At 34.9% G+C, this 18,953-nt stretch carries 17 protein-coding genes and 1 pseudogene; 8 read left to right on the forward strand and 10 right to left on the reverse strand.

Features of this window, described 5'->3' with window-relative positions:
- Window positions 1-5 precede the first annotated feature (5 nt).
- Genes QHT84_RS07680 through QHT84_RS07690 form a run of 3 tightly spaced genes read right to left on the reverse strand, consistent with a single transcriptional unit; the run spans window position 6 to window position 2,084 of the window.
- Window positions 6-1,076 (reverse strand): Clp protease ClpP, encoded by a 1,071-nt coding sequence (locus QHT84_RS07680; RefSeq protein ID WP_283238975.1) that lies wholly within the window; start codon window positions 1,074-1,076, stop codon window positions 6-8.
- Window positions 1,077-1,129: 53 nt separating this feature from the next.
- The gene (locus QHT84_RS07685; protein WP_283238976.1) at window positions 1,130-1,582 is read right to left on the reverse strand and encodes a hypothetical protein; all 453 of its coding nucleotides are present in this window, start codon (window positions 1,580-1,582) and stop codon (window positions 1,130-1,132) included.
- Window position 1,583: 1 nt separating this feature from the next.
- Window positions 1,584-2,084, reverse strand: coding sequence for a glycoside hydrolase family 108 protein (locus QHT84_RS07690; protein WP_283238977.1), 501 nt, complete (start codon window positions 2,082-2,084; stop codon window positions 1,584-1,586).
- Window positions 2,085-2,527: 443 nt separating this feature from the next.
- On the opposite strand from QHT84_RS07690, the gene QHT84_RS07695 reads away from it, so the two are divergent.
- The 5 genes from QHT84_RS07695 (at window position 2,528) to QHT84_RS07715 (ending at window position 6,102) form a co-directional block, all read left to right on the forward strand.
- The gene (locus QHT84_RS07695) at window positions 2,528-3,937 is read left to right on the forward strand and encodes a hypothetical protein (protein ID WP_283238978.1); all 1,410 of its coding nucleotides are present in this window, start codon (window positions 2,528-2,530) and stop codon (window positions 3,935-3,937) included.
- A gap of 185 nt (window positions 3,938-4,122) precedes the next feature.
- Window positions 4,123-4,563, forward strand: a complete 441-nt coding sequence (locus QHT84_RS07700; RefSeq protein WP_283238979.1) for a hypothetical protein — start codon at window positions 4,123-4,125, stop codon at window positions 4,561-4,563.
- A gap of 1 nt (window position 4,564) precedes the next feature.
- A complete protein-coding gene (locus tag QHT84_RS07705) occupies window positions 4,565-4,705 on the forward strand; it encodes a hypothetical protein (protein ID WP_283238980.1) in 141 nt (46 codons plus the stop codon).
- Window positions 4,706-4,736: 31 nt separating this feature from the next.
- Window positions 4,737-5,084, forward strand: coding sequence for a hypothetical protein (locus QHT84_RS07710; RefSeq protein WP_283238981.1), 348 nt, complete (start codon window positions 4,737-4,739; stop codon window positions 5,082-5,084).
- Between the two features lies 1 nt (window position 5,085).
- The gene (locus QHT84_RS07715; protein WP_283238982.1) at window positions 5,086-6,102 is read left to right on the forward strand and encodes a DUF4917 family protein; all 1,017 of its coding nucleotides are present in this window, start codon (window positions 5,086-5,088) and stop codon (window positions 6,100-6,102) included.
- On the opposite strand, the gene QHT84_RS07720 is transcribed toward QHT84_RS07715, so the two are convergent.
- From QHT84_RS07720 to QHT84_RS07740, 5 genes and pseudogenes are all read right to left on the reverse strand, one after another.
- A complete protein-coding gene (locus tag QHT84_RS07720) occupies window positions 6,092-6,718 on the reverse strand; it encodes an SOS response-associated peptidase (protein WP_283238983.1) in 627 nt (208 codons plus the stop codon). The two genes, QHT84_RS07715 and QHT84_RS07720, sit on opposite strands and share 11 nt — an antisense overlap.
- Before the next feature lies 1 nt (window position 6,719).
- On the reverse strand, window positions 6,720-6,959 hold the full coding sequence (locus QHT84_RS07725) for a hypothetical protein (RefSeq protein ID WP_283238984.1): 240 nt from the start codon (window positions 6,957-6,959) through the stop codon (window positions 6,720-6,722).
- Window positions 6,960-6,961: 2 nt separating this feature from the next.
- Window positions 6,962-8,227, reverse strand: a complete 1,266-nt coding sequence (locus QHT84_RS07730) for a Y-family DNA polymerase (RefSeq protein ID WP_283238985.1) — start codon at window positions 8,225-8,227, stop codon at window positions 6,962-6,964.
- A 14-nt stretch (window positions 8,228-8,241) separates the two neighbouring features.
- Window positions 8,242-10,053, reverse strand: coding sequence for a recombinase family protein (locus QHT84_RS07735; RefSeq protein WP_283238986.1), 1,812 nt, complete (start codon window positions 10,051-10,053; stop codon window positions 8,242-8,244).
- A gap of 107 nt (window positions 10,054-10,160) precedes the next feature.
- Window positions 10,161-10,814, reverse strand: a pseudogene (locus tag QHT84_RS07740) (magnesium chelatase domain-containing protein); the annotation flags it as partial.
- Between the two features lie 130 nt (window positions 10,815-10,944).
- Here QHT84_RS07740 and QHT84_RS07745 point away from each other — a divergent pair.
- Window positions 10,945-12,135, forward strand: a complete 1,191-nt coding sequence (locus QHT84_RS07745; protein ID WP_283238987.1) for a sensor histidine kinase — start codon at window positions 10,945-10,947, stop codon at window positions 12,133-12,135.
- 1 nt (window position 12,136) lies between these two features.
- Here QHT84_RS07745 and QHT84_RS07750 read toward each other — a convergent pair whose 3' ends face one another.
- Window positions 12,137-13,042 (reverse strand): patatin-like phospholipase family protein, encoded by a 906-nt coding sequence (locus tag QHT84_RS07750; protein WP_283238988.1) that lies wholly within the window; start codon window positions 13,040-13,042, stop codon window positions 12,137-12,139.
- A complete protein-coding gene (locus QHT84_RS07755; RefSeq protein ID WP_283238989.1) occupies window positions 13,039-15,129 on the reverse strand; it encodes a M1 family metallopeptidase in 2,091 nt (696 codons plus the stop codon). The genes QHT84_RS07750 and QHT84_RS07755 overlap by 4 nt, the downstream gene beginning before the upstream one ends.
- Before the next feature lie 101 nt (window positions 15,130-15,230).
- Between QHT84_RS07755 and QHT84_RS07760 the strand changes: the two genes are divergently transcribed.
- The gene (locus QHT84_RS07760; RefSeq protein WP_283238990.1) at window positions 15,231-17,777 is read left to right on the forward strand and encodes a DUF559 domain-containing protein; all 2,547 of its coding nucleotides are present in this window, start codon (window positions 15,231-15,233) and stop codon (window positions 17,775-17,777) included.
- 112 nt (window positions 17,778-17,889) lie between these two features.
- Window positions 17,890-18,948, forward strand: a complete 1,059-nt coding sequence (locus tag QHT84_RS07765; RefSeq protein ID WP_283238991.1) for an efflux RND transporter periplasmic adaptor subunit — start codon at window positions 17,890-17,892, stop codon at window positions 18,946-18,948.
- Window positions 18,949-18,953 lie beyond the last annotated feature (5 nt).

The raw sequence follows: 18,953 nt of genomic DNA on the forward strand, positions 1-18,953 counted from the left end.
TTATGTTATTTTTTTCTTTTGATTGAAAAGGTTCTAACACCTTCAATATTTTCCTTTTGAATTGAACTAACTGGTTCAGTTTTTTGACTTGTAAAATCAGAACCAACTTGTTTTGCTAAAGCCAAATATTTTGCTTCTAATTCTTCATTTTTCTTTGCCAACACTTCAATTAATTCAACCAATCTTGATTCGTTGTTTTCAACTTCTGATTCAATTGCAGTTGGTTCTGCTGAATCTTCTTGAACTGGTTCTTCTTGTAATTGTTCTTCTTGAACTGGTGGAACGATTTCAGTTAAAACACCCATTTCAAATTTGAAGATTGTGCCATCTGGCATTGTATATTCACCTTCTGCTGGTTGACCATCAACCATTGCCATATCATCAACCGCTGGTGTATCAGATTCAGTTAAATCTGGGAATACAATTGAAACGCTTGTTCCATCTTGTAATATTAATTCTGCTTTGAATACTGGTTTTTTACCAGTCAGCATATTCATTATGCTGTCAATCTTTTGATTAAGTTTATCCATTAAACTTTCTTCTTTTTCTTCTATGTTATTTTTGAGTTTTGCAACCGCTAATTGTGCTGGTTGAAGTTGTGTTGCAAACCCCCAATCAAAGGCTTGGGTTGCATCGAGGTAAGTTTCATTTGAGAGTAAAGAGTGAATTGTTTTTTCATCGATTTCAGTAACCTTTGAATAGAAATCAACTAAATCATCTTCAATAGCTTTTAAGTCCTTTAGATAGTCAGAAATCACTTGATGAGTGCCTTGTACCTCCATCCAAGGCAAGTGAATCATAATTGCATCTTTAGCACCTTCTGGAATGATTCTAGTTGAACCAGCCATAAAAATTTTTGAGGCAATACTGTAAGCTTTTGTGGTAAATGTTGAAACTGGTTTTCCCAGAGTTAGTAAGTAGTTATATATATCATTCCCAGAATCCACATAACCACCGATTGAATCGATTTTTACCAAGTATTCTGTTGCTAATGATTGTGATTTTACTTGTTGAACAACATCATTCAATGTGGTATCAACACCTATTTCACCAGTTATATATATAATTCCCTTCATACAGTTGAATTATACTTCTGGTGGTGGGTAAGTAAAGTGTTCCCTAATAATTATTAGGGATTTTTAAACGCTCTGATTTTGTTGATTATAAACACAATGTTCAACAGTATTGATAAAGCCAAAGCCATTATCAATTTCCAATCATTTACAACAACTATCTTTTCAGATTTTGATTCAGATTTGCTTTTTTCTTTTGAAGTTTTGTTGGTGTTTATCTCGGTTGTTGATGTACCCTTTAAATCAATTTTAGCTGTTATCTGATTATCTTTTCCTTCAATTGATATTTTGCCTTGTGTTGTGGTGAAAGATTGCTTAAACGGTCTTAAATTACCCAATGAATCACAAGGTGATTTGATATAAACAGTATCTTTTAAACTCGGATAAATTATTCGTTCTGATTGATAGGAAATTGAATCAAACTTTTGATTTGAATCAAATTTATATGTGTTCTTTTTTGATGAACATCCAATAAGAAATATTGCAATTAGGATTAAAACTTTCTTCATCTTAAATATCCTTCTTTAAAAAATATTCAGCACGGTTTTTCCAACCCTTCAAGAATTTATTTTGTGTTCTATCATTTTCAACAATTTTCTGATAATAAAGCATTCGTTGATAAAACAATTGTTCTTTATCAAGTTGTTCCATTGCTGCTTTTGTCTTTTCACCAATGATACCATCAGCTGTTAATTTCAATGCACGCTGAACACATTTGATTGCAGTCTTAACACCCATATTAAAAGCCATATCAAAATACATTGCTTGACAGTCTTCTGGTACTAATTCTAAATTCAATGGCTTAAAATAATTTTGATAGGCAATAGTTGATGCCTTTTCAAGTGTCATTTCCTTGAATTCATCTAATGATTCAAAATGCTTTTTATTGTGATTGTAGGCGATACCGTATTTAGTCCATCCACCGCTATCACCAGCTACATTGTGAAGTTTATCACCACCTTCCCATTTTAGTGTGTGGGTATAAATTTCCTTAAATCGTTCTTTATTCATTTGATTTGGGGTTTTCCCAAATCATAGTTTCTATAAAATTGAAGTAAAGTGTGAAAAAACAAAAACCTTGTTAGCCCTTTATTGATAGGGGTTAACAAGGTTTCAGTAGTGCATTTCAGAAACATAAAGAGAACATCGTTCTCGACGCCCGAGAGCTAACACTCTCTTTATGTTTCTGAAATTAAATAAAAAACTCTGTGAAGCATTGATTTTACTGGTGCTTACAGAGATTCAAATAATTTATTTTTAGTTAGCTATTGACTATTTTTAAAGATTTTAGTAAATTTTTGAAAATATTTTGAATTTCTTAGAAAGTCGGGATATTTATTAATGTAGTCAGAAATGATTGCCTTGGGTGCTGGGGTAAACAGTAGGCATACTGCCCAGCTTCTCACACCAAGTGAGAGCCAAGAAGAATAACGTGAGAATAATTATTAACCAAATTGAAAAAACAACCAAAAAAACAGAAAGAATTCACAAGATTCATCCCTTCACTTGTAAAGGAACAACTTGACAAATTAGAGTACAAACGCAAAGATGACTTGTACTGTATTATTGACCTTATTTACCGTAAACAAGTGAACTACAAAACAGAATTACAAAAAATTTATGGCTATGTTGAACTACCAAATAGCGTTATTAAAAAACTAGTAGCTGATAGCAATTCAATTACAGCTGGTTTAAATTTCTTGGTAGAAAACAAAATAATTGATGTTAACCCACATTATTATGTTGGTGTATTTTCTAAGTCTTATAAGATAAACCCAGAACTTCTATCAAAAAAAGTTGTTGTAACCATAACTGATAAAAACATCAACAAGCGAATTGAACTACTTGAAAAAGAAAATAGAAAGTTCTTTGAAAAACGTTTAGAGTTCAGCAAAACCAACTATTTCAATACATTCAAAATCGATTATAAAGCTGCTTACGAATACATTTATAATGAAGCAGTAACAAGTATCAAATTACTTGTAATCAACAATAAAATAGGCTTAAATGAATCCGAGATTAAAGATATAATTGACTGTAAGGGTAGATGGAAATCAAACAGAGGTAGATTATTAATGTTCGGCAAAGAATTACATAATATCTTACACCGATTCACCACCCAACACTTCAAAATACTTTGCATCAATAATGGCTATTTGTATTTTAAGCGAAATGATACCAATGGTAGACTTGATACTAACCTTACCAATCTACCAACTGGTTTAAGACAGTTTTTGATTAGTGATGAAAAACTATTCAACATCGATATAAAAAACAGTCAACCATATTTTTTATACTGTTTGTTGAAGGTTGAAAATGCAATACCAGCTGATGAACTTGAAAAATATGGTAAACTGGTTGTTGATGGTGTTTTTTACGAATATTTAGCTGACCAATACAAAGAGTTTAGCGGTAAATTCAAGACCAGAAAAGATATGAAGGGATTCCTATTCAAGATATTTTTCAGTAAAACTGGTTCATTCCCTAAAATCAAAGAGTTTTTCGGTCACTTATTCCCAAACATTATGAATTATATCAATGAAAATAACGCTGAAAACAATGCGGTTATTGCCAATAAGCTATCAACCATTGAATCAACAACAATCATTAGTGTTATTTTGCCAGCGTTGGGTGAATTAGGGGTTAAACCATTTACAATTCACGATTCATTTGTATGCAAAGAATCCGAAATACAAACAATAATTGATGTATTCCAACAAAAAACACAAAGTATGTTTGGAATCACCCCAAGTTTGCACGTTAAAACACTTGTTGAAGATTCAAATGACAGTACTGAAATTGAAGATGATGTTATTGCAATCTGGGATGATGAATTTTTAGCGGAATTAAACGGTGTAGCTTAAATGTACAGTTAAAGTGTAATGCAAATAGGGTTTCTGCTCTTACTTTTGTAGATAAATGTGACCTTCAATAATTTTTACCGATATACCACCATTAAACCACCAAGAAATTGGTGGTTTTTTAATTTTTTTTTATCAAAAAGCTGTCTTTTTCAAATTTCCGTGATATTTATTATTAAACAACGAATATGGATTATTTTAAAGCTGCTGGTGACAATGAAAGACAAAAGATGACCAACTTATTTGAACAGTTCGGGATTACAAGCTATGTATTCACAAAAAGTGATGGTTATGACAGAGTAGAAGGGTATTATACTGGTAAAACTGGTAACGAATATGTATTTGAAGTCAAGTGCCGAGATTTAGCAACAACTGCATACACCCAGACCATAATTGAAAAGAAGAAAGTTGATGCTGTTCTTGAAGAATCAGATAAATCGAATCATAAACCAATACTGTTTTTCTTTTTTACCGATGGCAACTGTATGTTTCAGCGGCTGGATAAACAAACATATTACAGCACAATATATATGAATGCACCAGTAACAACAATGGGTTACAATGAAAAGGTTTTAAAACCATTTGTGCCATTTAACATAACAACAAACAAACTAATTAAACTTAACTAAAATGAAACCAGAAGATTTACCAAATGAAAAACCAACAGAAGATGAAGTAACAAGAATGATGATTGATTTTCAGATTTACAAAGCAAAACAGAACCAAAAGGAATTTATAAAAGCACTTGATGACTTTTTTAAATCAATTTAATTTCTTACTTTTCGTAACTTATTTTTAGGGAATGATAACACAAACACACACACTTATTTTATCTACACCGAAATTGGATTTACCATTTAATCCAAATGTAGTTGAACTGATTAATTCATTAGTTCATAATAACTTATGCAATATCGAATATTTTGGTGGTGAACTGGATAATCAAGCTGATTATGTTGATGATTCAGAACAAGACAGAATTGATTCAACCACATTTATAACGCTGCATTTTGACCAAAATACAACTGATGAAGTTGATTACAATTTGAATGAAGAAAGTGTTTTAAATCTGATTTTAAACGTTATTTCAGAAAACCAAATTCGTGAAGTGATTGTTGATGATAAAGATGTTGAAATCTATATTTATTGATATGTTAAACGAAAAAGAATTAGCTAGTAATGGTATATTTAGTTGGGAATTATATAAAGATAAATTGAATCCTGACTTACTTTTAGGTAATGGTTTTACATTACAATTCTCGAAAAGTTTTGCTTACAAGTCACTATTTAAAATTTTTTTGGATAATTGTAATGAAGATTTAGCAAAACTTATACCTGAGTTTGAAACATATAATTTTGAAGAAATACAAAAATATATGGAATATGCTAAAATTATAAATTCATCATTAAATATTGAATGTAACCAATTGAATGAATCATTAAATGTTCTAAAATTTGGGTTAATAAAAACTATCAATTCAGTTCATCCTAAAGCAAATGAAGTTGATTTTACACAACTTGAAAATATAGCTAAACAATTACATAATTTCAATAACATTTTTACAACAAACTATGATTTATTTTTATATCACATTGTAATGAAAAGTGTTGATATTAAAAAAGCAAAAACAATAAAAGATTATATTTCCTATCAAGACTATTTTTTTGGTAATTATGCCCCAGTTGGTTTTAAACAATTAATGGATGAGCAAAAGGAAACTTATAAACACATATATTATCTACACGGAGCGTTATTTCTATTTAAAGAGGACGGGAATGACATAAAACTAATCAAAAATAATAATGAAGAACTTATAGATTTAATATCTTTTGAAATAAATTCTGATAGATTTCCAACATTTATAACTGAAGGTGATTCTAAATTGAAACTAAAATCAATTAAAGAAAATTTTTATTTATCATTCTGCTTAAGAAAACTTAAGGATGCCAATGCACCTATTTTAATTTTTGGAAATTCTTTAAGTGAATTTGATAAACATATTATAAACGCTTTAAAAGAAAACCATAATACTTTATTCTATGCTTTGTATACAAAAGGCAAAAATGAAGTAGAACTCAGAAATGAAAAGTATAATATTTTATCAAAGTTTAATGGAACAAAAGTAGAAGTTACTTTTATAGATTCAAAAACTGTTTTTAAACTTTAAATCCAATCTGTCTAGGTTGATATTTTGGAAATGAAAATTCATCAACTGAATTATTAAAATCTAACCAAGATGATTCATCACCGATGTTCAACATAATTGGCATTCTACCCTTATGATTATGTATGTATTTCATTTGTTGGTCAGCTTCTGTTGTGACAATTGAAAAACTATGATAGATTTCACCAGATACTTTATCAATCCAACTATCATAAAGACCAGCAAAAGCAAATATTTCTGAATCACAATTATGGATTTGATATTTCTGTTTTTGTTTTCCCTTTTCATCCAACCAACGCCATTCGAAATAACTGCTAGCAATCACCAAACAACGATTACTTCCGATGTTTCTAAAACTTGGTTTTTCTTCAATGGTTTCAATTCGTGCATTAAGAGTATTTTTTCTGAAATTAATATCCTTTGACCAAGAAGGAACTAAACCCCAATGATAATCAGTCGAAATTATTTTTGGTTTTTCATTTGTTATGATTGGTACATTTTTATAATCGAATCCAACAATATAATCTGATTGAAGAAATTCATCAGGATTATCAACTTTGGCATTAAACCATTCTTCAACCTTTTTCATTGGTTGATTTTGAGCCATAAAAAAACACATTCTAATTACCTAAATACTTAAAGTTATCTAACACTTTTTGCTTATTCTCATCATTAGAATTTATAACATATTCATTTATTGATTTTGTAATGGCGTTTTTAATATGCAAATCAACTGCTGAATCGTTATCGAATTTGCTTGAGTTTACCAAATGGTAAATTTCAATTTGGATTTGTTGTTTATTATCTTTTGATTTAGAATCAAACAACTTTTCAATTTGTTTATTTATATCATTTATCATAACTAATTCATTTTAATAGTTAGTATATCTGTGATTCTTGTTGTGTAGCATTTTGATAGATGTTCTTGACGCATTTTCCAGCGTTTTCCGAAAGCATTGTTGCCAAACCTAATTACATTGCCACCAATTTTTTTGTTTGTCTTATCGATGGCTTTCATAAGGTCAATATGTTTAGGGTTTTCACCACCAAATATTTTCAATTGAAATTCATCAGCTGGTGTTAAAGCTGAAACAATCACACCAGCTTTCTTGTATTTAATACCATCCTTATAAATCGATTTTAAGGCGATTTGAGCGAGTCTATTTATCTCTAGGGTGCTGTTGGTTGGAAAGTCCGTTTTGATGTTTATAAAGGCTCTGTGTTGTTCCAAGTCTTTTCTATGATAGTTCGATAGAACAAACACACTAATCATAGAACAATGACTGTTCTGCTTTCTTAGTTTTTCACCAAGATTAGCTGAAAATGTTGCTACTCTTTCACTAACATCGCTAAAATTATCAAGCATATTTTCAAAGCTTCTGGTGCAAGCAATATTCTTTTTATCCTTGACATCTTCCATCTGGATTGAAGGAATCCCCAACAAGTCATTTTTAAGTCTTAACCCTTGTACGGTCATATTTTTGCGAACCCATTCATCACCCAATTGGGTGAACTCATAAGCATTGTTTACACCCAAAGCTTTTAATCGTTTGGTATGCTGTCTACCAATACCCCAAACATCACCAATTTCAGTCCATTTTAAAGCCTTGATTCTTTTTTCTTCTGTATCAATAATGTAAACACCTTTGGTTCTTTCTGGAAACTTTTTTGCAATCTTATTGGCAACCTTTGCAAGTGCTTTTGTTGGTGCATAACCAACAGAAATTGGAATACCAACCCATTTCTGAACCTTGTTTTTCATATCCAAACCCATTTCTTGATAGTCAAAGAATTTTTCAAATCCTTCAAACTTCAAAAAGCATTCATCAATACTATAGATTTCATATTGGGGTGAATAGGTTGATAGAATATTCATTACTCGGTTAGATAAGTCACCATACAATTCATAGTTGGAACTGAAGACGTTTACTTGATGCTGCTCAACAAGGTCTTTGATTTGGAATATTGGAACACCCATTGCGATACCAAGAGCTTTGGCTTCGTTAGAACGTGCAACAACGCAACCATCATTGTTGGATAAAACCACAACTGGTTTACCATTCAAATGGGGTTTAAAAAGCCTTTCACAACTTGCATAAAAGTTGTTGCAATCGATTAAAGCATACATAAAAAAAGGGGTGTTTAATACACCCCCAATTTAGAAAATTCAACCCTCTTAACTTCTTTCAAGATTGGAAATTTATTCACATTCTGTATTTCCCTTATCATATCTGGGATTGGAAAAGAAAACCTTCCAATTCTCATTGAATTATTCCCAGTTGGAACAAATCTTTTGGTTGATTTATACATTTTGATTGACAGCGTTTGACTTTTATCCAACAAAATTGAATTCAGTTCTTCAAGTTCGGCATCATCAATTTGAATATAGTCATTTGAATTTTTGAAATAGTATTTTTCAACTTTGCTATAATTCTTCAAAACCACATTCAAAATTGTATACTTGTTATTATGCAATTCTATTCTAATGTAATCAACAAACAAATTGATATAATCTTTTAAGAGTTCCTTTGAAGATTCAATTTTATCAAGATTCTTGCTAATCACATTTACAACATCGTTATTTTCCTTTTGTTGTACATTCAAAAGCATTTTAACCTTTGAAATTTCCTTATCAATCTTGCCAAGTTCCTTATCAATCTTTGTTGTGTTTTGTTCAAATCTTAAAAGGAAATCACCAACGTTTGCATTCTTAGCTTTCTTAATGATTTCAAGACTTTTTAACTCATTATCATATTCGTTTTGAAGTTCATCCTTCTTATTCAGCAAAGCTTCAAGATGCTGTTTGTAATTGGTTTCAGCAGCATCTGGGTCATTGATTTTTATTTGTTCAGCTAAGAGTTCCAAATCAGTTTTAATCAAGTTCCAAATTGCTGAATCAATCATTGCCATACTGATGGTTTGTGTATTACCACAAGGTTTAGCACTCGAATGAGAACTACATCTGTAGGTTGATTTATTCTGACCATTTACAATTCGATAATTTGCGTTGAAATGACTACCACAATAATTACATTTAATAAGCTTTGCCAACAATGTTGTGTGTTTAGAACTCTTTTCAACATTGGTATTATTTGATAGAAGTTTCTTTTGAACCAAATCAAATGTATCTCGGTCAATGATTTGTGGGTATTTGATTTTGAAACTGGTTACAATGTACTTTTCTTCATTCTTTTCACCAGTATAGTTTGGATTTTTACGCTTGTTATTGGAGATTTTAAAGCCAGTATAACCTTCTTCTTTAAGTAGTTTATTTACGTTGCGTTTTGAATGTGTATAGGCTGGAAAACCTCGTTTGATACATTCAAGTGTAATGGTTTTAATTGAAGGGTTCTTAACCTTGTTTTCAATTCCGTTTAAATACCAATTGTAAATAGTTCTGACAATATCAGCATTGAAATCATCTTCTGATAGGGTGTTTTTTTTCAGTTCACCCATAACTTTTTTATAACCGAAAAGTGTTTTTCCAGCAATTGAATAACCTTGTTCCATAAGCAATTCTTTGGAACGCTTGAAACGGTTTTTCTTTTGTGCCATTTCTTGTTCTGCAAAGAATCCATAAAGTGTAAACATAATATCACCAGCTGGTGATACGTTGCCATTATCATCAAACAAAGAATAGTTGGTATCTTTCAAATAAAACTGAACCTTATTTTTTACAAACCATTCTTTAATCTGATGCAATACAGATTGCCTTCTTGAAATTCTTGAAAGTTCGGTTGCAAATACTGTATTGTAATCTGGATTATCTTGATAGAATTTGAACATTTCATTTGTACCTTGTTTAACTTCAAGATTTGCAAATCCAGTTTCTTTGGTTTCAATAATTTTAAATTCAGTATACCCTTTGGATTTGGCATATTGAATTAAATCTTGTGTTTGTGCTTCATAGTTTTGAACCTTTGTACTAACTCGTACCAATAGAATTGCTTTCATACTTACTTTATTTAGGGTGACAAAATTATTCTACTTCTTCAAAAAGCTGGTTAAATAATGTTTAACAATTACTTCTTGATAGGGCAAATATAATTGTCACCCATTTAAATAATATTATGTCCGCCTGCCGCTGCTATTTCCATACAGCGTTTGATACTCTCTTGTCCTTTCACATCCGCAAAATCAAACTCGTGAAATTCCGTTGCATCAGTAAATTCTTGTTGTGCTGAGATAACTGTAGGTGCTAACGTTCCCTTACCCTCAAAAAAATCAATCACTTCCAACACATTGTCAACACCATACACGTCCAATCCTGCTACTATAGCCGCTTCTTTTACATTTTGTTTCGGCAGAAAAAAACCGGTGAATCCTTCTTCTTTGGCTTTAATAGCTATGGGCAGAGCGCCTTTTATGGGCTGCAAACTGCCGTCTAATGACAATTCTCCCATTATGATATATTTTTCAATTTCGGCTGCTTTGATTTGTCCGGTAGCCGCCAAAATTCCTATGGCTAGCGATAAATCGTAAGCGGAGCCTTCCTTTCGCAAATCGGCCGGAGCCATGTTGATAATGATTTTTTTTACCGGCAATTGGTAGCCGTTATTTTGTAAAGCGGCCGCAATACGATAACTGCTTTCTTTTACAGCATTGTCGGGCAAACCTACCAAATGATAACCTACCCCTTTATCAATATTCACTTCAATTGTGATAGTCGTGGCTTCCACTCCAAAAACAGCGCTTCCGAAAACTTTAACAAGCATTGAAAAATCTTATAAATTAAAATCAAATATAAGTAATGTTTTACAAATTTATTTTGAGAAGTTTAAAATAATTTTAATAAACTACTTTAAAATTTAGCCTTAATTTTGTTTAAATCTCTTTTTTATGAAAATGGAAAAGCAAATCCTTCGTGAGAATAGACGTCTGAGAGTGCTAGAGGACTACAAAATTCTTGACACTAAAAACGAGAGTGACTTTGATGAAATAACCAAATTGGCTTCTGAAATATGTCATACCCCTATTTCATTAATTTCATTTATTGATAGTAATCGACAATGGTTTAAGTCGACTCACGGACTATCTATCAAAGAAACACCACGAAATGTTTCCTTTTGTACCCATACCATTCAGGGTGATTCTCTTTTTGTGATTGAAAACGCCAGAGATGATGAGCGCTTCAAAAATTCGCCTCTGGTGGTTAACGACCCCAGTATTGTTTTTTATGCCGGAATCCCTTTAACAGATGCGGAAGGATTCTCGTTAGGCACGTTGTGTGTAATAGACAATAAAGCTAAAAAACTCAATGAATTTCAAACTAATGCCCTCAAAACACTGGGCAGACAGGTAGTCCGGCTGTTGGAACTCAGAAAACTGAATTATCAGTTAAATTTAAGAAATAACATCCTGAACACCAATTACAAGAATTTAGAACATTTTTCTCGTGTGATTTCACATGATATGAAATCTCCGCTAAACAACATTCTGAGTTTGACCGATTTGTTGCAACAGGAGTATAGCAAGAGGTATAATGATGATAACAAAATATACATAGATTACATCAAAGAATCTTCCTTAAAATTAAAAGACTATATCGATGCTACTTTAAAAACGTACAAGGACGGTAACGCTTCAATCAAAGAAAAAGAATTCTTTACCATCAACAGCATTGTAAGAAACTGTAACAAACTACTCAATCCGACCAAAGAATTCGACATCAGCTTAAGCAACAACATTGAAATCTTTAATTACAAGTCATACTTCGAACAAATTCTTCTGAATCTAATCAGCAATGCCATAAAATACAACGACAAGTCCAAAGTTGTCATTATCATCGATGCTGACATCCAAGACGGTTACTGCCATTTGAGTATCAAAGACAATGGTATGGGCATAGAAAATGACAAAATAGATGAAATTTTTGAGATGTTTACCATACTGGATAAAGTAGACCGATTTAACAACGTAGGAACCGGTATTGGTCTTTCGACAGTGAAAAACTTAGTGGAAAGAATTGATGGCGAAATTAGTGTAAAATCTACTTTGGGTGTCGGAACCGAATTTATTATCAAATTCAAACCTTAAATCAAGGCAAATTATCACTCATAAACTCGCTTTTGTTTCTGGCGTAGTCATAGCCTTTGTGCCACCAATCTTTCATTTTGTCTTTGTTAAAGATGAGTGCATTATCGGTAAGTTGTGTAGGTGTGTAGTACAAGTTGAGTTTGGCATCCTTATTTTTAGCCGCTAATTTTCCGATGGTAATATCGTGTTTTTCTACTTGTGTCAACAACGTTTGAAACAAATCAATCATTAAGGAAAAAGGATTTCGTCCAATTTTTTTCGGACGCATTTGGACTTCCGTTTCCAAGATAATCACATCTACTTCGGTCGCACCGCGCTTAATTGCTTCGCGGATAGGCACCAAACTGGAAAATCCGCCATCGCCGTATTCGTAACCGTTTTTGGTCACCAAAGACATAAACGGAATGTAGTTGCAGGAAATCCAAATCCACTCGCAAAACTCGTCGTAATCGAAGTCTTTTATCGATTTGTATTCGACTTCGTTCTTGGAAAGATTGGTCACCGTAACAACGACTTCACAGCCGGTTGACTTTAATAGTGTAAATTCGGCCAGCGTAAAATTTTCCTTGATGTATGCTAAAAGTTTGTGACTTTCCCCAAAAGTGCGTTTTCCTTTGAAAAATTGCTTGATGACATTCCAGTGATTGATGGAAACCGTTTCGTTGGGCGTATTCTTATTTTTAACTACAAACGGACTCACATCAAAAATGCTGCGCATATTGACATTGGAATAAATAGTATAGATTTTATTCACTTCACCCAAAGCCAAATGCGGTATCAGTAAACTTCCCGTAGAACTGCCGATTAAAATATCATACGCACAGCCATTTTCCTGCATCAAATACTGCGCTACGCCACCGGCAAACGCGCCTTTACTCCCGCCACCTGAAATCACTAATGCTCTCATGGTTTTTCGGATAAAAGTTTTTGCAACTGATTTTTCTCGTTCTCGGGCAATGACGGCAACAAATCTTCAAAGGTCTTTCGGTAACTGTCAACTGTCAAAAGTTGTCGAATGTAGTCACGGGCAAATTTGGTGAATTGCCATTTGTGATGTGTAGTGGCATTGATTACATTTTTTAAAATCGGAATATCAACCGGTTGTTTCACCTGAACGATATTATTCAAGGCATTCTGACGGACCGAGCTTTCGTAAAGCGGCGACGTGTATTCAAGTAATTCGTTATAATAATGAATACTCTCGTCACTTTCTTTGGCATCATGTAACAGGGAAAGCGTCAAAAATAAAATTCGCAAACTCTTATCATTGCCGCCTGTCCAATTTTTGGCTTTCGCCAGATAAAAATCGCGACTCTCAGGAAAGTTCTTCCACAAATTCATCAAGGCAATTTCTTTAGTTTCATAAGAGGCATCATCCAAAAGCGATTCGTACTGCGCTTTAAACACTGTCGGAATCTCGGTGGTAAATTCGGCCACCGCCTGGCGGACTTTGACATCGTTGGTTAATAAGGCCAGCTGCAAGTAGTCTTTTTTGTCTTCAAACGGAACATCCTTTAATTGATAAATAATTTCGGTTTTCACCGGATAAAAAACAGCTGACTGTAACAACTCGGCAAAACGTTGTCTGTTTTCGGCCAACGTTTTTTTACGCAACTGCTGCACTTCGAAAAGCGTTTGCATAAACTTGCTTTTCTTGAGCAAAGTATTGGCTTCTTCGGTTTGAAATCGGTGATCTTCGAGCCAGGTTTTTTTAAATTTTTCAGTATCGAAAGCAGGCGCCGCTTTTTTGATTTCGGCCAAAAAATCATCGGTCTCTACATTTTTATATTGATACTTTTTCAAATACGATTTGACCGCTTTTTGGAATAATTTGGGCCCGATGGCTTCGCGAATCGTATGCAATGCCCAAGCGCCTTTTTGATAAAACGACAACGAACTGGCTTTTTCATGCATTACCGGAATCGTATCGGTTTTGGCGGCATTGCGCAATTGCAAAGAGGTTCGGTACAACTGATGGTAAAAATAATCATCGCCAAAAACGGCGCGCTCCGCCAACAAGGCATAATAGGTAGCAAAACCTTCCTGCAGCCAATGGTGTTTCCCGGATTTTGCCGTAATTAAATCGCCAAACCACTGATGTGCTAACTCGTGGGCATTCACATTGACGTAATTTCGGTCGTTAAAACCAATGTCATCCACCACAAAATCTTGCGCAAAAAGGGTACAGCTGGTATTTTCCATACCGGCATACAAAAAATCTTCTACCGGAATTTGCTTGTAAATTTGCCATGGATATCTAAACCCGATTTCTTTTTCCAAATAATCGAATAATCGCTTCGAATGACGGTAGGTGGCTTCAAATTTGGCAGTATCTTTCGGCTGAATAAATAGTTGCAACGGAATCCCCGATTGGGAAGCAACCACTTTGTTTCTGAAATCACCTATAGCTACCGCCAGCAAATACGAACTCATCGGCTTTTGCATTTCGTATTTCCAAATTTCGCGATTGTTGAATTGGAGTCGGTCTTTTAGAACCCCGTTGGCAATGATGACCTCATTAGATGCCTTTTCCTGTTTTGGAAAAAATTCCACATTCAAATGAAACACCACTTTCTCGTTCACATCGTCAAAGCTCGGAAACCAATGACTGGTATATTTGCCTTGGCCTTGCGTCCAAACCTGCCGCACAGGATTTCCGATAAAGTACAGGGTTTGTTTGGGAAACGCTTCATACGTAAACGTAACCGTATTTTTTCCTTTTTTAAAGCCTTCAAAAAGGTTTAATGACTTTCCCGAATTGGCAAATGGAACCGGTTTGCCGTTGATTTTAACTCCGGAGAACGTCATTTTTTGCGCATCTATCTTGATGGTATCAATCGTCTCTTTAACCTCAAAAACATACGTAACAGTCCCGGTAACTTTGCGTTCGAGTGCCGAAATCACGATATTACCACGAGCGGTTTTGAAATCCACCTTTTGGATTTGCTGTGCAAAGGTAAAAGCCGTAATGAAAAGGAAAAACAGTAGGCGCATTTCGTGTGAATTAGTAGTTACGAATATACAGAATTACACTTTATGCGTATCCCAATTTTAAATTAAAAAACTATCTTCGCTATAGTTTTTAACAATCTGAGATGTCCAACAATCTTCTCCAAACCCCTATCGAATACCTCAAAGGCGTCGGCCCGCAACGCGGTGAATTGTTACGCAAAGAGTTAGGCATTCACCGGTACGAAGATCTGTTGAATTTTTACCCGAATCGGTACATCGACAGAACGCGTTATTATAAAATCAGAGAACTCCATAACAATCCGGCCGAGGTTCAAATTATCGGCAAGATTGTTCATGTCAAAACAGTAGAATTCGGCAAAGCCAAAAAACGTTTGGTGGCGACGTTTACCGATGAAAGCGGCATTATGGAACTCACCTGGTTTCAGGGAATCAAATGGATTCGCGATAGTTTGAAACTCAACACACCTTATGTAATTTTCGGAAAAGTAACCCAATTCAACGGGCAATACAGCATGGCGCATCCGGAAATGGAATTGTTTACCGAGCACGAACAAAGCTTGCGCACGGCCTTACAGCCGGTATATCCATCCACCGAAACCTTGACCAATCGCGGTGTTTCGAATCGGGTTATCAATAAAATGATGCAGCAACTTTTTTTGGAAACCCAAGCCAAGTTTATCGAAACTTTGCCGCACTATTTGTTAGATGAATTAAAGCTGATTCCCAAAAATGCGGCGCTGTTTAACATCCATTTTCCGAAAAGTCCGGAGTTGTTGGCTAAGGCACAATTCCGATTAAAGTTTGAAGAACTGTTTTTTATACAACTGCAACTCATCACCAAAAACCTCATCCGTAAACACAAAATTAAAGGGCATCCGTTTACCGTGGTTGGCGAAAACTTTAATAATTTCTACCAAAATCACTTGCCGTTTGAACTGACGAATGCGCAAAAGAAAGTGCTCAAAGAAATTCGTAATGATATGGGCAGCAATGCCCAAATGAACCGCTTATTACAAGGCGATGTGGGTTCGGGTAAAACCATAGTAGCATTGATGGCAATGCTGATTGCCTTAGATAACGGATTTCAAAGTTGCATGATGGCTCCGACCGAAATTTTGGCAACCCAACATTATAACGGATTAACCGAATTAGCCAAAGATTTAAACCTCAATATCAAGATATTGACCGGTTCGACCAAAGCTGCCGAGCGCAAAATCATTCATGAAGAATTGGAAAACGGAACATTGCACATTCTTATCGGCACACACGCTTTATTGGAAGATAAAGTACAGTTTCACCAACTGGGTTTGGCTATTATTGATGAACAACACCGTTTCGGAGTGGAACAACGGTCGAAGTTGTGGCAAAAAGGAAGCCTTCCTCAATCCTTCCAAAGGAAGGAAGTTGAAAAAGTGATTCAAAAATATAAAACGGCTCGACCTTCAACCTATAATCTATTAAAAGAACTTAAAAATCAGAATAAAAAAAGTAACACTCAAGCAGAAATAACCTTATGGGAATGTTTGCGAAATAAAAATTTGGGGTATAAATTCAGGAAGCAACACATCATTGACTTGTTTATTGTTGACTTTGTTTGTATTGAGAAGAAACTTATTGTGGAAGTTGATGGTGGCTATCACAACACTATCGAACAAAAAGAAGCAGATGAAATGCGAACACAAATCCTCAATGAATTAGGCTTTAAGGTTATACGATTTAGTAATGAAGAAGTTATTGGAAATACAGATAAAGTAATTGAAAAAATCAGCGCAATATTGGAAAGCCTCCCCGCCGGGGAGGTTGGTGGGGCTCCTATCCCGCCACATATTTTGGTCATGACAGCCACGCCTATTCCGCGTACCTTGGCCATGAGTTTGTATGGCGATTTGGATATTTCGGTTATCGACGAATTACCGCCGGGCCGAAAACCCATACAAACCGTACATCGTTACGATAGCAATCGCTTAAAAGTGTGGAAATTCATTAAAGATGAAATTGCTAAAGGACGTCAAATCTACATCGTATATCCGTTAATCAAAGAAAGTGAAACCATGGATTACAAGGATTTGATGGATGGTTACGAGAGTATTTCCCGCGATTTTCCGTTACCGAAATACAGCATTTCGATGGTGCACGGTAAAATGAAACCCGCCGACAAGGATGCCGAAATGAAGCGCTTCGCCGAAGGCAAAACCAATATCATGGTAGCCACTACCGTCATTGAAGTAGGCGTTAACGTACCCAATGCCAGTGTGATGATTATTGAAAGTGCCGAGCGTTTCGGTTTATCACAACTCCATCAGTTGCGCGGTCGCGTAGGTCGAGGTGCCGAACAGAGTTATTGCATTTTAATGACTTCGTTCAAACTCTCCAACGAGAGTAAAATTCGCTTAGAAACCATGTGCAAAACCAACGATGGTTTCGAGATTGCCGAAGTCGATTTAAAATTGCGCGGGCCCGGTGATATTATGGGCAAACAGCAAAGCGGTGTGTTGAATTTACAAATAGCCGATTTGGTGAAAGACAAAGAAATTTTGCTTTTGGCCCGCCACGAAGCTTTAAAACTACTCAAAAAAGATGCTTCCATGGCACTGCCCGAACATCAAACGCTTCGAGCGGTTTTCATCGAATTGACCAAAAAGAAAAATATCTGGAATTACATCAGCTAATCAATAGTTGTACCTACAAGTGTTAAATAAAAATTAACTGTACTGCCGCTTTCATTGGTAAGAATTAGTTTTGCAATAGCAACTATCATCTAACTTACACGCTTCATCTTTCATGAAAATAAAAAACATAGTCATCGCCGTTATTGTTATTGCTTTGGGCGGAATGATAGCCTACAGAATCACTAAAAACAAAGCCGAGAACGACAAAGGGAAGGATAAAAACGGTAAAAAACCGACTACTTCAGTTAGTGCTTATGTCGTTAAGGGACAAGATTTCTCCAATACGATTTCGCTTTCCGGTTCCATTGAAGCCAATGAGCAAATTGACATCCGAAGCGAAGTTTCGGGTATTGTAGAAACTATTGCTTTCACCGAAGGCAGTTCGGTAAACAAAGGACAAGTGTTGTTTAAAGTCAATGATATCGAGCTACGCGCCCAATTAGCACAAGCCAAAACTAAAGAAAGCTTGGCTTCCGAGAATGAGAGAAGAGCCAAATTGTTGCTACAAAAAGAAGCCATCAGCCAAGAAGAATATGACATCGCCAGCGCCGATTATCGCACGGCCAAAGCACAAACGCAATTGATACAGGCCCAAATCGGTAAAACGACGGTGCGAGCGCCGTTTTCAGGAAAAATCGGGCTGCGCAGCATTTCTCCCGGAACCTATGTCACCCCGGCCACATTAATTGCCAAGTTGGTGAGTACCAATCCGCTCAAAATCACGTTTTCGATTCCGGAAAAATACGCTACTGAAATCAGTAAAAACAACACCATTACGTTTACGGTTCCCAATGTAAAGGAAACCTTTACGGCGAAAATCTATGCTTTAGAGCCTGCCATCGAAGCGACCACTCGTACGTTACAAATCAGGGCCTTAACCGATAATTCGAATGGGAAGTTATTGCCGGGTACTTTTGCCAACATCGAATTACCCTTGAAAAACATCAAAGACGCCATCATTATTCCTACAGAAGCGATTATACCAATTCAGGACGGTAAAAAAGTATTCATTGCCAACAACGGTAAAGCCAAAGAAGTAAAAGTGGAGACCTTAACACGAACCGATAAAGATGTAGTCATTACCAGCGGATTAAAAATCGGCGATACGGTGTTGACTTCCGGTGTCATGTCATTAAAGGAGGAAGCTGACATTAAAGTAAAAGTCAAGTAAATTCA

The sequence above is a fragment of the Flavobacterium sedimenticola genome, from assembly GCF_030053345.1.
Taxonomy (GTDB): Bacteria; Bacteroidota; Bacteroidia; order Flavobacteriales; family Flavobacteriaceae; genus Flavobacterium; species Flavobacterium sedimenticola.

Coding starts and splice junctions, on each gene's coding strand:
- QHT84_RS07745 (WP_283238987.1), top strand. CDS start 10,945: ATGGAAAAGCAAATCCTTCGTGAGAATAGACGTCTGAGAGTGCTAGAG.
- QHT84_RS07760 (WP_283238990.1), top strand. CDS start 15,231: ATGTCCAACAATCTTCTCCAAACCCCTATCGAATACCTCAAAGGCGTC.
- QHT84_RS07715 (WP_283238982.1), top strand. CDS start 5,086: ATGTTAAACGAAAAAGAATTAGCTAGTAATGGTATATTTAGTTGGGAA.
- QHT84_RS07685 (WP_283238976.1), bottom strand. CDS start 1,582: ATGAAGAAAGTTTTAATCCTAATTGCAATATTTCTTATTGGATGTTCA.
- QHT84_RS07700 (WP_283238979.1), top strand. CDS start 4,123: ATGGATTATTTTAAAGCTGCTGGTGACAATGAAAGACAAAAGATGACC.
- QHT84_RS07765 (WP_283238991.1), top strand. CDS start 17,890: ATGAAAATAAAAAACATAGTCATCGCCGTTATTGTTATTGCTTTGGGC.
- QHT84_RS07680 (WP_283238975.1), bottom strand. CDS start 1,076: ATGAAGGGAATTATATATATAACTGGTGAAATAGGTGTTGATACCACA.
- QHT84_RS07735 (WP_283238986.1), bottom strand. CDS start 10,053: ATGAAAGCAATTCTATTGGTACGAGTTAGTACAAAGGTTCAAAACTAT.
- QHT84_RS07750 (WP_283238988.1), bottom strand. CDS start 13,042: ATGAGAGCATTAGTGATTTCAGGTGGCGGGAGTAAAGGCGCGTTTGCC.
- QHT84_RS07720 (WP_283238983.1), bottom strand. CDS start 6,718: ATGTGTTTTTTTATGGCTCAAAATCAACCAATGAAAAAGGTTGAAGAA.
- QHT84_RS07690 (WP_283238977.1), bottom strand. CDS start 2,084: ATGAATAAAGAACGATTTAAGGAAATTTATACCCACACACTAAAATGG.
- QHT84_RS07710 (WP_283238981.1), top strand. CDS start 4,737: ATGATAACACAAACACACACACTTATTTTATCTACACCGAAATTGGAT.
- QHT84_RS07755 (WP_283238989.1), bottom strand. CDS start 15,129: ATGCGCCTACTGTTTTTCCTTTTCATTACGGCTTTTACCTTTGCACAG.
- QHT84_RS07725 (WP_283238984.1), bottom strand. CDS start 6,959: ATGATAAATGATATAAATAAACAAATTGAAAAGTTGTTTGATTCTAAA.
- QHT84_RS07730 (WP_283238985.1), bottom strand. CDS start 8,227: ATGTATGCTTTAATCGATTGCAACAACTTTTATGCAAGTTGTGAAAGG.
- QHT84_RS07705 (WP_283238980.1), top strand. CDS start 4,565: ATGAAACCAGAAGATTTACCAAATGAAAAACCAACAGAAGATGAAGTA.